The organism is Geodermatophilus saharensis (genome assembly GCF_900188205.1).
Taxonomy (GTDB): Bacteria; Actinomycetota; Actinomycetes; order Mycobacteriales; family Geodermatophilaceae; genus Geodermatophilus; species Geodermatophilus saharensis.
Genome location: NZ_FZOH01000001.1, coordinates 89831 through 101333, shown reverse-complemented (window position 1 = coordinate 101333; position 11503 = coordinate 89831). Strand labels below are relative to the sequence as shown.

12 protein-coding genes are annotated in these 11503 nt (G+C 76.4%); 5 read left to right on the top strand and 7 right to left on the bottom strand.

What is annotated here, in order from left to right:
* Nucleotides 1-27: 27 nt before the first annotated feature.
* Nucleotides 28-1728, top strand: coding sequence for an HNH endonuclease signature motif containing protein (locus CHC04_RS00440; protein ID WP_342743445.1), 1701 nt, complete (start codon nt 28-30; stop codon nt 1726-1728).
* Here the strand turns inward: CHC04_RS00440 and CHC04_RS00435 are convergent.
* From CHC04_RS00435 to CHC04_RS00415, 5 genes are all read right to left on the bottom strand, one after another.
* Nucleotides 1613-2773, bottom strand: coding sequence for a papain-like cysteine protease family protein (locus CHC04_RS00435; protein ID WP_089401966.1), 1161 nt, complete (start codon nt 2771-2773; stop codon nt 1613-1615). The two genes, CHC04_RS00440 and CHC04_RS00435, sit on opposite strands and share 116 nt — an antisense overlap.
* Nucleotides 2774-2939: 166 nt before the next feature.
* Nucleotides 2940-4295 carry a neutral zinc metallopeptidase gene (locus CHC04_RS00430; protein WP_089401965.1) on the bottom strand — a complete coding sequence of 452 codons (1356 nt, stop codon included), beginning with the start codon at nt 4293-4295 and terminating at the stop codon, nt 2940-2942.
* Between the two features lie 125 nt (nt 4296-4420).
* Nucleotides 4421-5362, bottom strand: coding sequence for a hypothetical protein (locus CHC04_RS00425; protein WP_245816879.1), 942 nt, complete (start codon nt 5360-5362; stop codon nt 4421-4423).
* Complete coding sequence (locus tag CHC04_RS00420) at nt 5359-5607, bottom strand: hypothetical protein (protein ID WP_089401964.1); 249 nt, start codon at nt 5605-5607, stop codon at nt 5359-5361. Before CHC04_RS00420 ends, CHC04_RS00425 begins: the two co-directional genes overlap by 4 nt.
* Before the next feature lie 448 nt (nt 5608-6055).
* Nucleotides 6056-6688, bottom strand: a complete 633-nt coding sequence (locus tag CHC04_RS00415; RefSeq protein WP_089401963.1) for a hypothetical protein — start codon at nt 6686-6688, stop codon at nt 6056-6058.
* Between the two features lie 303 nt (nt 6689-6991).
* On the opposite strand from CHC04_RS00415, the gene CHC04_RS00410 reads away from it, so the two are divergent.
* The 4 genes from CHC04_RS00410 (at nt 6992) to CHC04_RS00395 (ending at nt 9612) form a co-directional block, all read left to right on the top strand.
* Nucleotides 6992-7198 carry a hypothetical protein gene (locus CHC04_RS00410; RefSeq protein ID WP_089401962.1) on the top strand — a complete coding sequence of 69 codons (207 nt, stop codon included), beginning with the start codon at nt 6992-6994 and terminating at the stop codon, nt 7196-7198.
* A gap of 107 nt (nt 7199-7305) precedes the next feature.
* Nucleotides 7306-8679, top strand: a complete 1374-nt coding sequence (locus CHC04_RS00405) for a cytochrome P450 (RefSeq protein ID WP_089401961.1) — start codon at nt 7306-7308, stop codon at nt 8677-8679.
* A gap of 79 nt (nt 8680-8758) precedes the next feature.
* On the top strand, nt 8759-9115 hold the full coding sequence (locus CHC04_RS00400) for a GNAT family N-acetyltransferase (protein ID WP_245816877.1): 357 nt from the start codon (nt 8759-8761) through the stop codon (nt 9113-9115).
* The gene (locus CHC04_RS00395; RefSeq protein ID WP_089401959.1) at nt 9112-9612 is read left to right on the top strand and encodes a VOC family protein; all 501 of its coding nucleotides are present in this window, start codon (nt 9112-9114) and stop codon (nt 9610-9612) included. Before CHC04_RS00400 ends, CHC04_RS00395 begins: the two co-directional genes overlap by 4 nt.
* Here the strand turns inward: CHC04_RS00395 and CHC04_RS00390 are convergent.
* Both CHC04_RS00390 and CHC04_RS00385 read right to left on the bottom strand, forming a co-directional pair.
* Nucleotides 9531-10742, bottom strand: a complete 1212-nt coding sequence (locus CHC04_RS00390) for an FAD-dependent oxidoreductase (RefSeq protein WP_089401958.1) — start codon at nt 10740-10742, stop codon at nt 9531-9533. The two genes, CHC04_RS00395 and CHC04_RS00390, sit on opposite strands and share 82 nt — an antisense overlap.
* Nucleotides 10739-11500 (bottom strand): hypothetical protein, encoded by a 762-nt coding sequence (locus CHC04_RS00385; protein WP_141233660.1) that lies wholly within the window; start codon nt 11498-11500, stop codon nt 10739-10741. Before CHC04_RS00385 ends, CHC04_RS00390 begins: the two co-directional genes overlap by 4 nt.
* Nucleotides 11501-11503 lie beyond the last annotated feature (3 nt).

The following is an 11503-nucleotide window of genomic DNA, read 5'->3' as shown; positions in this document are numbered from 1 at the left end:
TCGTACCTCGTCCGTAGGTTCGGGGTCGTGCAGGAGGTCGCGGAGCACGTGTCACCCGTCGAGCGGGCGCTCGCCGGGTGGCTGCTCGAGCGGCCGGTGCGGCTTGCCCGCCTACCGGTCAGCCTGCTGTCCGATGAGCAGGCCGCCGCCGAGCTGCAGCGGCTGCAGGCCCGGAAGGCCATGGAGGCGGCCTACGAGGCGGAGCTGGTACTGCGGCTGGCCGAGGCCCGCCCGGCCGACGACGACCCCCCGCCCGGCACGCCGGGCGCCAGGCGGCCCGGGTCGTGGGCGCCGGACACCGAGCTGCCCGGGGTGTCGGAGTTCTTCACCGCCGAGCTGGCGCTGGTGCTCAACTGCGGTCGCAGCACCGCCAGCCACCTGGCCACCCGCGCCGGGACCTACCGCGAGCGCCTGCCCGCCACCTGGGCGGCGCTGGCCGCCGGGGAGCTGGACGAGGCCCGCGCCAAGGCGCTGGCCGACGTGCTGCAGCACACCACCCCGGGCATCGCCCGCCGCATCGAGGCCGCCGTGCTGCCCGACGCCACCGCCCTGACCGTCGGGCGGCTCGAGAAGCGGGCGATCGAACTGCTGCTGGAGGCCGACGCCGACGCGGTCGACCGGCGGCGCAAGACCGCCGAACGGCGGTCGGACGTGCGGGTCTACCCCTCGCCGTCGGACGGGATGAGCACCGTCGCCGCCGACCTGCCCACCGACGTGGCCGCGGCCTGCCACGCGACCGTCGACGAGTTGGCGCGGATGGTGAAGGCCGACGGTGATCCGCGCCCGATCGGGCAGCTGCGCACGGTCGTGTTCGCCGATCTGCTGCAGCGGCCGTGGCAGGCGGGGGTGGCGGTGACCGCGCACCTGCAGATCGTCGCCACCCTGGCGTCGCTGGCCGGGCGGTCGGCGCAGGCCGGTGAGGTCAACGGGCTGCCGATCACCGCCGCCCACCTGCGCGCGCTGCTGCGCGAGTTGGACGCGCTGGGGGTGCAGGCACCCGAGGGCGGGACGGTCACCGTCGCACTCACCGACGACGACGGCACGCTGCGCGCGACCGCGACGCTGGACCGGCTGCGCCGGCTGGCCGCCCGCGGCTGCCGAGAGCATCCGGACGCCGAGTGCGGATGTGCGGTGCTCGACCGGCCGGCGGGCCGGGACGGCTACACGCCCTCCGCCGCGCAGCAGGCGTTCGTGCGCACCCGCGACCGCACCTGCCGCTTCCCCACCTGCGGCCAGCGGGTCGGCTGGGCCGACGCCGACCACGTCGTCCCGCACGCCCACGGCGGAGCCACCGACTGCGCCAACCTCTGCTGCCTGTGCCGCAGCCACCACCGGCTCAAGACCCTCGCCCGCGGCTGGCGCTTCGAGATGAGCCCCGACGGCACCCTCATCGTCACCACCCCTCGGGCACCACCCGCACCACCCGGCCACCGGGCCTGCGACCACCACCGCCGCCGAACCCGGAACCACCTGGAGCGGACGAGCCGGCCGACCCGCACGACGACCCACCGCCCTTCTGACGTGCACGGGCAGGACCATCCGTGCGGCTTGCTGCGATCTCCAGCCGGGTCGCGTCCGGTTGCGCGGCGCGACCCTCCAGCACCAGGGAGCGTCAGGCCCCCATCGTGTCGTCCATCTGGATCAGCGGGCGAGCGGCCTCACGGAGCGCACCGACCGCCTCACCGAAGGGCGCAGCCACTCCCGCCGGGATCGGTCCCAGGCCGGTGATGGGGACCAACTGATCGTGACCGGGTTCCTCGTAGTGCAGCCACAGGGCCTCGAAGTTGAGTGCGGGGACCCGATAGAGCCGGAGCTCGGCTTCCCGTTCCTGCTCCTCGGAGACCTGCACCGCTGTGTCGAGCGCCCGTGCGAAGGGTTCCAGGTGCTGGGCGGAGGCCGACATCTGACGGATCCGACCGTCCTCCCCCTCGTCCACGTCGTAGAACGCCTGGGGAACACCGGTGACCGTCTCGTAGACCCGGAGCCCGACCGCCGTGCCGGTGGCGTCCTGCTCGCCTGCGAGAGCGTCGAGGCCCACGACGAACACGGGCTGCGCCAGGCCCAGGGACGGGGACGTGTCGGTGGCTGACTGCCGGGCCTGCTCCGGGGTCACGTCCGTCTTGAGCCTGAGCAGTGACCGGGCCTCCCAGATGCGCCGCATGACGGGGTCCTGCACCGGGATTCTCCTGATCGGCACCTGGGAGTACCTCTTCGTGAAGTAGGTGTGAGTCCAGGTACCACTGCCCTGGTAGTTCGTCGAGAAGTCCGCGACCGTGAGGTGCGACTTGCCGTAGATGGGGTCGTCGATGTCGAGGTACTCCTGACCCAGGACCGTGCTGTACCCGTAGATGCACATGAAGTGCCCGCCACCGCCGGACCAGCCGATCCGAGCCCCCACGGGCCGGCCCGCATCGATCTCCGCGCGGATCACCGAGAAGGCGACCGGTCCGGTGATCCTGACGAAGTTGCGGGTCCGGGTGAGAGCCCGGTCGAGGTACCACGGCACGTTGCACGGCGTGGGTGCCGGTGATCCGCAGCAGTCGACGCGTGCCAGTTCCGCGTTGGCCACCCGGCACTGCGTCCACGGACTCAGGAACCAGTAGAAGTGCGACACACTCCTCGACGTCGCCGCCCAGCACCAGTTCGACTCGGTCTGCGCCTGCATCGTGAAGTCCAGCTGCTTGGACCTGATCAGCCTCCCCGCGACGTCGAGCTCCCACAGCAGCGCTCGGTACGGCGTCGACGAGGCCGACACAAGTTCTGGGGCAGGCATGCGCGGTCCCTCCGCTCCTGGGGCACCCGCCACGTGGGCCGGGACGGCTGAGCCCGGAACCTAGGGGTCGAGCGTCACCTGGGCGTCACCGCGGAGGGAGCCGGCGGGCCGGGGACCAGGGCCTGCGCATCCGTCCCGGGTCGGGCGACCAGGACGATCGACGCCGTCAGAACCCGCAGCGGTCGCCGCCGTCGACGAAGCCCCGCCGGAAGGCGTCGACCAGCTCGAAGCCCGACAGACCCGAGGGCGCGAGCACGGCCGGGTCGGTGGCGTACCGCAGCAGCGCCGTCGCGGCCTCGTCGACGTCACCCGGCGCGAGCCGCACGTCCTCGATCTCGCCGTCGAACGCCTCGCGGGTCAGCCAGCCGGTGGCGCACGCGGCGCCGGCGACCGCGGCCGGGCCGTCCACGGTCAGCCCGCGCTGGTCGCGTACCGCCAGCCCGTAGGGCAGGCCGAGCAGCGCCGGCACCGCGAAGTCGCCGACGTCGGTGTAGGCGGGCTCGAGCAGGCCCGCGGAGTCGTAGCGCACCGACCCGTCCGCGGGGCAGTACTGCAGGCCGAGGTCGGCACCCCCGCACGCCACACCGTCGGCGGCCCGCACGTCGGGCTCGGTCAGCCGGCCGCCGAGGGCGTCGGTGCCGGGGAAGCCCGCGGCGAGTGCCTCCCGCCAGAACGCGTCGAGCACCTCGTCGGCGACGGCCACGACCTCGCCGGCGGGCAGGTCGTCCTTGACGCGCGCCGGGTCGGACTCCTGCTGGGTGAACAGCCGCGAGTCGTCGAAGGCGGCACAGGCGCGCGCCCCGTCGGCGTAGCCCTCCTGGAAGGCCGACAGCTGGTCGAACAGCGACCCGTGCGCGTCCTCGGCGTCCGGTGAGGTGCCGGGGGCGTCGGCGAAGTACAGGTAGCCGAGCAGGTAGGGGTCGAGCTCCGCGGGCCGGACGGCGACGTGCGCGGCATTGCCGTCGACCACCCACCGCGTCCACGCCCCGGCGAAGCACTCGGCCTGGGTCTCGGCGACGATCGAGGGGGCGTCGAGTCCGACGTCGGCCTGGACGGCGTGGGCGATCTCGTGCGCCATGATCTCGGCGACCATGAACGGGCCGTACTCGTCGGCCAGGTCGGCCAGCCACGCCCGGTCGTAGACGACGGCGTCGTCGTCACCGCAGTAGTAGGCGTTCTCGGCCAGGTCGGCGACGTCGTCGGAGAAGCAGTCGCCGCGGGGCAGGTCGGCGGGGTCGGTCTCGGCCGGGTCGATCGACCAGACGCCGCCGTCGAGCCCGTCGAAGTCGCCCCCGTGCAGCTGCGGGGCCATCTCCTCCCACCAGGCGAGCACGTCGGCGACGGCGTTGCGGGCGTTCCGGTCGGCCTCGTCCCCGGCCTCGGCCAGGTGCACCGGCAGCTCGGCGTCGGTGCGCGGCCCGCCCCCGGGCGGGGAGGCCACGCCGGCGACGACCGTGGTGCAGCCGGTCAGGCCCACGCCCGCGGCCAGCAGCAGCCCGGCGGCGGAGTGCGGGACGCGCACGGCGGGCTCCCTCCGGACGGCGGGCGGCGCGGACGGCGTCCGCACGGGCGAGGCATCGGAAGCTTTCCGCACGTCGGCGCCGCCAGGACGTGCGGGAAGCTTCCGATGCCTCGGACGGGGCCCCGCTACACCGCCGACGGGGAGGACCGGATCGCGGTGACCAGCGGGCACCCGGCCTCACCGAACTCCTCGACGACGAACCCGAACTGCACCAGCAGCGCGGTCAGCGTCTGGTTCATCGTGCGCTGCACGGAGGTGTCCAGCGCCGCCCCGCGCACCTGCTGCACGGCCATCCGGTCGTGCTGGCGCCAGCTGACCAGGATGCCGCCGTACAGCGGCTCCGGGGTCAGGCACACCCCGCCCGCCGGCACCTCGCCGCGGTCGGCGCCCGAGCAGTCGTGCAGCGGCAGCCCCGCCTCGACCAGCGCCGCGGTCACCTCGACGACCAGCGTGGTGAGCGCGTCCTCGTCGGTGAGCAGCTCGTCCCAGTCGTCGGCGAGCCGGTCGAGCTGCTCCCCGAGCTCGGTGAGCCACGCGCGGTCCTGCACCGACGGGCGACGGGCGACCGTGCCGTCCGTGCGCAGGGTGCCGTGGACGGCGCGCGCGTCGCCCTCGAGCCCGCACGACACCGCCGTCCACTCCGCCTCGACCCGGTCGTCGAACGGGCCGGCCAGCGCCGCGGGGGCGGCGGGGTCGCTCTCGTTGTCGACGAGCCACCACGCGGCGGGCGCGCCGGCGTCGGCGAGCCGCCGGCCCGCGGGGTGGGCGGTCGGCGCGGGCGCCGGGTGCGGCGCGAGACCGACGGCGGTGCGGGACTGCAGCGCCGCCTCCCCGCCGTCCCCGGCCGGGCCGCCGGAGACCGGCACCGGGACGTCGGCGAGGACGGCGGCGACCTCACCGCCGCCGTCGGCGGGCAGCGGCGCGGGGGCCGGCTGCGGGGCACGCACGCGGTTGCGCTCGAACTCGTAGCGCGCGGTGGAGGCGCGGCCGAGCGCGACGACCACGCCGGCCATCGCGACGAACCCCAGGATCGCGACCAGGGGCCAGAGGAGGACCGGCTCGTTCACCAGGCGCACCAGGAACGCTGCGGGCCGGAGCCCCAGTCGGCGGCTCGGCGGACCCAGGCGCGGACGACGGCGACGGCCTCGCGCGGGCTGCGCGCGCCGTCGGGTGCGTCGTCGGCCGGGTCGGCGGCGGTCTCGAGGCCGAGCAGGGTGACGAGGTCGGCGATGCCCAGCCCGTCGTCGCCGCGCCCGGTGCCGGGTGCGGCCGGGGCGAGCGGGGTCGGTGCCGGTGGTGCGGGCGCGCTCACGATGGGTTCCTCCCGTGCGGACGTCCCGGCCGGGGAAGTGCCGGTGACGGGAGGAGCATCGGGCCCGCGGGCCCCCGGCACGGCCCGCCGGCGGCACCCGCGGCGGCGGCGTCACGTGATCGTTGTGTCCGCCCTGCTCAGAGGCGGGTCACCCGCCGTTGCGGGCACCGTCTTGTCGACTCGCCGTCGGCGTCCCCGCGTGGTGCGCCCCGCGGTGAGTTCGGTCGTCCCGGAGCGGCCGCCTCGGGGACGGCGTGTCGCGCGCCGGGCCCGCGGGGAGCGAGCCTGCCACGGGCGCCGGGCCACGAGCACGCCGGCCCCACCAACGCCACAGGGACGCCGTCGGTGTCGACGGCGTCCCTGTGGACGTGCGGTGCGGTGCGCGCGGCGGCCCCGTCCCGAGGCTCGCCCCGAGCGTGCGAGGGGTGAGGAGGACGGGGTCCTTCGATCAGTCGGCGTAGCGGACGACGGAACCGCCGGCGTCGCCGCCGAGCGGGGTGACCTCCAGGCCACGCAGCCAGAGGACGTCGGCCAGCGCACGGTTCATGACCGCCTGGATGGAGATGTCGGCGACCAGGCCGTGGACCTGCTCGACGCTCATCCGGTCGTGCTGCCGCCAGCCGACGACGACGCCGTCGAGACCGGGCTCGGCGCTGACGCACGCGCCGCCGAGGGCCGTGCCGGAGCCGGTGGCGTCCCACAGCGGCAGGCCCGCCTCGGTCAGCGCCGCGGCGACCTCGACGACGAGGGTCGCCAGCGGGTCGTCGTCGGCGAGAGCGGCGTCCCAGTCCTCGGGCAGCCGGTCGAGCTGGTCGCCGAGGTGGGCCAGCCACGCCATCTCCTGCGGGGAGGGGCGGCGGTGCAGCCCGCCGTCGGGCCGGCGCAGCCCGTACACCGGGCGCAGGCTGGCGCCCTCGTCGACCGCGTGCCCGGCCGCGGCCCACGCCGCGCCGGCGCGGTCGGGGAAGGGACCGTCGACCAGCCGGCCGGGCCCGAACCCGTCCTCGCTCACCAACCACCAGCCCAGGCGTGCCTCGCCGTCGAGCCGGATCTCACTGCTGCGCAGAACCACCGTGTCCACCGTTCGTCCCGTCCATGGGGGCCGTCGAGGGGAAGTGCGACGGCGACCGCGACCACCGGGGGAGGTGGTGCGGATGACAGGACGGTAGGGGCGCGGGACCGGTGTCCCACCGCCGCGGACGGCGCGCGGGACACGGCGTTCCCGGATCGTTGCGAAGGTGTTCGCGCGGGCCGCTGACCTGCCTCTCCAACCGCCCACAAGTCGACCGTTCCGCGCTGCGCGGAGCGTGGGGATGTGCCGAAACCGCACGGCGACCCCGGTTCGGCTCAACCCCCCCGGCGCGTCCCGGCGGAGGATGTCGTCATGGGAGACCGGCTGTGGCGGCTGACGCCGGACCGCGTCGACTGGCACCGCAACGACTGCGAGGAGCGCGGCGTGCACCTGCGGCGGCTGCCCGACCGGACGCTGGTGCCCGCGGACCGCTACGAGGAGGAGCTCGCGGCCTACGAGGCGGCACGGGCGACCGGGGCAGCGGGACCGGACGGGGAGGCCGGCACCCCGGAGGGCTGAGCGGCCGGGGTGGACGGCCGGCGGGCCGCTGCGCAGGATGGGCCTGCCCGGCGTACCGCGCGGTACCGGATCCGCGGGCGCACCGGACGGAGCGGGAGGCGGCGGGGATGGCAGCCGGGCCGAGGGTGGGGTCGACGGCGCGCAGCGGGGTCCGCTGGGCGGCGACGCACGGGGTGATGCGGCTGGCGATCCGGGCCCGGGCCCGCGCCGGCAACCCCGACGCCGAGGTGCTGCGCGACCCCGCCGTCCGGGAGGACCCGTACGCGCACTACGAGCGGCTGCGCACCCCGGCTCCCCTCGTCGGCGGCGCGTTCTCCAAGGTCAGCGTCCACCACGCCGTCTGCACCGAGGTGCTGCGCAGCGGCGACTTCGGGCAGATCGGCGGGTCGCGCACCGAGGGCCTGCCGCCGGTGCTGCGGACCGCGCTGCGGCTGGCCGGCCCGCGGCCCAGCGTGGGGCCGATCGACCCGCCGTCGATGCTCGCCGTCGACCCGCCCGAGCACACCCGCTACCGCCGGCTGGTCAGCCGCGCCTTCAGCGCCCGCGCCGTCGCCCGGCTGCGGGAGCGCACGCGCGCGATCGCCGACGAGCTGCTCGACGACCTCGAGCGCGAGGCCGCGGCCGGCGGGCAGGTCGACCTGGTCGCCCGCTACGCCAGCCTGCTGCCGGTCACGGTCATCTCCGAGGTGCTGGGCGTCCCGGTGGCGATGCGCGAGCAGTTCCTCACCTGGGCCGACGGCGCCACCCCGAGCCTGGACATGGGCCTCCGCTGGCGCACCTTCCGCGAGGTCGAGCGCAACCTCGCCGAGCTCGACGCCTGGTTCCGCGGGCACCTGCGGCGGCTGCGCCGCGACCCCGGGGACGACCTGCTGTCCGCGCTGGTCACGGCGGCCGACGACGACGGCGGCGCGCTCACCGAGCAGGAGCTGCTGGCCACCGCGGCGCTGGTGTTCGGCGCCGGCTTCGAGACCACGGTCAACCTGGTGAGCAACGGCGCGGCGCTGCTGTTCGCCTCCCCCGACCAGCGCCGCCTGCTGGCCGCGGACCCGTCGCTGTGGCCCAACGCCGTCGACGAGGTGCTGCGGGTGGAGTCGCCGGTGCAGCGGACCGGGCGGCGGGCGCTGCGCGACACCACGGTCGCCGGCGTCCCGGTCCGCGAGGGCGACCTGGTCATCCTGGTGCTGGCCGCGGCCAACCGCGACCCGCTGGTCTTCCCCGACCCGCACACCTTCGACGTCACCCGCCCCAACGCCCGCGACCACGTCGCCTTCTCCGGCGGCATCCACTTCTGCCTCGGTGCCGCGCTGGCGCGGATGGAGGGCGAGGTGGCGCTGCAGGCGCTGTTCGAGCGGTTCCCCGACCTCACCCCGGCCGGCCCGCCGACGCGCCGCGGCACCGTCATCCTGCGCGGCCACGCCACCCTGCCGGTGGTCCTGGGCCCGGCCGCGCCGGCGCGCGGGCGCCCGCACGTCCCCGCCTGACGCGGCCGGCCCTACCCGTCCCCGGCCGATCTGCGCGACGATGCCGGCCGACGGTGCGCGCGACGATCGGAGGAGCGCCGTGACCGACAGCCAGCCGCGGGTCGTCGACCACCCCGAGGCCTCCCGCTTCGAGGTGCTCGTCGACGGCGAGGTCGCCGGGTACGCCGAGTACCGGCGGACGCCGTCGTCGGTGTCGTTCACCCACACGGTGGTCGAGCCGGCGTTCGAGGGTCGGGGGCTCGGGTCGGTGCTCGCCCGGGGAGCCCTCGACGCCGCCCGGGCGTGGGGAGCGCAGGTGCTCCCGTTCTGCCCGTTCATCCGCGCCTACGTGGAGCGCCACCCCGAGTACCTCGACCTGGTCCCCGCCCGCCGCCGGGCCCAGTTCGGGCTGCCCACCGACCAGCCGGCCCCCGACCCCGAGGGAGCGCCCCGATGACCCAGACCCGCGACCTGGCCGCCCTGGAGGCCGAGCGCGCCCGCATCCGCGACGCGCACCTGCGGCCCGCGGGGCAGCGCCCGGCCTCCACCGCGCGCGGCCTGCACCACACGGCCCTGATCAGCAGCGACGTCGAGCGGACGATCCGCTTCTACCAGGACGTCCTCGGGTTCCCGCTCACCGAGCTGATCGAGAACCGCGACTACCCCGGCTCCTCGCACTTCTTCTTCGACATCGGCAACGGCAACCTCGTCGCGTTCTTCGACTTCCCCGGCCTCGACGTGGGCCCCTACGCCGAGGTCCTCGGCGGGCTGCACCACATGGCGATCAGCGTCGAGCCCGAGCGCTGGCAGGAGCTGGTGCAGCGGCTCACCGACGCCGGCGTGCCGCACGAGGTGCACAGCGGCGTCTCGGTCTACTTCCGCGACCCCGACGGCGCCCGCATCGAGCTGATCTCCGACCCGCTCGGCGAGATGTACGGCTCGACCGTGCTCTGATCCACCGGGGAGGGTGCGGCGACGGTCGGGAAGGACCGGTCGCCGAAGAGCACCCGGCGGGCCGCCGCGCGTCCCGGGGGCGTGCGCAGCAGGGTGGACGCCGCCGTCGCCACCGCGGGCGTGCGCACCCGGGCCAGCCCGCGGCGCAGCGCGAGCCTGCCCCGGAACCGGTCGCGCAGCGCGGCGCCGTCGTAGCGGGCCAGCGCGTCGGGCCGCCCGGTGCGCAGCGCGTCGTCGAGGACGTCGACGGCGTGGTCGGACAGCCGCAGGCAGGGGTCGAGGCCGCCGGCGGTGAGCGGGGAGACCGCGCCCGCGGCGTCCCCGACCAGCAGCCCGTCGGCGCAGGAGATCCGGCGCAGCAGCCCGCCGACGGGGATCGGGCCCCCACGCCGCTCGACGTCGTCCGGGAGAGCCAGCCCGGGCGCCACCCGGGGCGCCAGCGCGCGGAACCGGTCGAGGGCCCGGCGCAGGCCGTCGGGGAACCGGTCGGGGTACCCGGCGACGCCCACGTGGGCGTGCCGGCCGTCGTCGACCACCCAGGCCAGGTAGCCGGGCGCGAGCGTCGGGTCGAGGACGCAGTGGAAGGTCGGCGGGCCCCCGCTGCCGGCGAGCGGGAAGACCTCCTCCGCGCCGACGAGCAGGTGGGTGTTGCGGTCGAGGCCGAGGTCGGCGGCCACCCGGGAGCGGGCCCCGTCGGCGCCGACGAGGAAACGGGCGCGCACCCGGACGGGCCCGCCGGGACCGGCGAGGAGGGCCGCGCCGTCGTGCCGGCCGGCGTACCGGGTGCCGAAGGCGGTGCGCACGCCCGCGTCGGCGGCGTCGCGGGCGGCGGCCTCGTACAGCGGGCCCATGTCGCCGACCCGGAACTCGTCGCGCTCGCTGTCGAGGACCACCGGGCGGTCGAGCCGCGGCGGGTGGAGCACCACGCGCCGGATCGGGGGGCCGAGGTGCTCGGCGGGCAGCGGGAAGTCGTCGAGCGTCTTGCGGACGAAGATGCCCGTGGTGCGGACGGCGCCGGCCGGCCGGGTCCGCCGGTCGACCAGCAGCACGTCGTGCCCGCGCCGGGCGAGCCGGGTGGCGGTGTGCAGGCCGGCCAGCCCGGCGCCGACCACCAGGACGTCGGCGTTCACCGGACGTCGTCCCGGACCGTGCGCAGCCAGCCCAGCAGGAGCGCGCCGCCGGCCCAGGCCAGCAGCACGGCACCCGCGGCCTGCCGGGTGGTCCCCTGCCCGTCCTCGCCCAGCAGGAGGGAGACGGCGCCGGTGCCGGGCAGCACCTCGGCCACGGCCGTCGCCCACGTCCAGCCGGCGTTGCCCAGCAGCAGCGGGAGCACCAGCACGAGGAGGAACACCCCGACGAGCGCCCCGGCGGTGCTGCGCAGCAGGGCGCCCAGCCCGACCGCGAGGGCAGCCCCGGCCGCGACGACGAGCGCCACGGTGCCCAGCACCGAGACGCCGTCGGCGGCGGGCAGGTCGAGCCGCCCGCCGGAGGCGAGGGCGGCCGCGCCGGCGGAGGCGGCGGCGAGGACGACACCGAGGGCGGTCGCCGACAGCACCGCCACGGCCGCGCGCGCGGTGAAGAGCACGCTGCGCCGGGGCGTCCACTGCAGGGTCGGGACGATCCCGCCGGTGCCGTGGTCGGCGGTCACGGCGGTGAGGGCCAGACCGAGGAGGGCGAACTGCGCGGGCACCACCGCGGCCGAGGCCACCCGCCAGGCGGGCTCCGGCGAGCCGGTGGCGGGCTCGCCCGCCACCTCGGTGCCAACCAGGGCGCCGACGCCGAGCAGGACCACGGCGGCGGCCAGCAGGAACCACCAGCTCGTGCGCACCGTCCACAGGCGGGCCCACTCGGCGGCGCAGGTGCGCCCCAGGACACGCGGGGTGGACACGGG

Excerpts from the sequence above, each read along its gene's own strand:
- CHC04_RS00435 (WP_089401966.1), bottom strand. The coding sequence starts at position 2,773 with ATGCCTGCCCCAGAACTTGTGTCGGCCTCGTCGACGCCGTACCGAGCG.
- CHC04_RS00410 (WP_089401962.1), top strand. The coding sequence starts at position 6,992 with ATGGGAGACCGGCTGTGGCGGCTGACGCCGGACCGCGTCGACTGGCAC.
- CHC04_RS00405 (WP_089401961.1), top strand. The coding sequence starts at position 7,306 with ATGGCAGCCGGGCCGAGGGTGGGGTCGACGGCGCGCAGCGGGGTCCGC.
- CHC04_RS00395 (WP_089401959.1), top strand. The coding sequence starts at position 9,112 with ATGACCCAGACCCGCGACCTGGCCGCCCTGGAGGCCGAGCGCGCCCGC.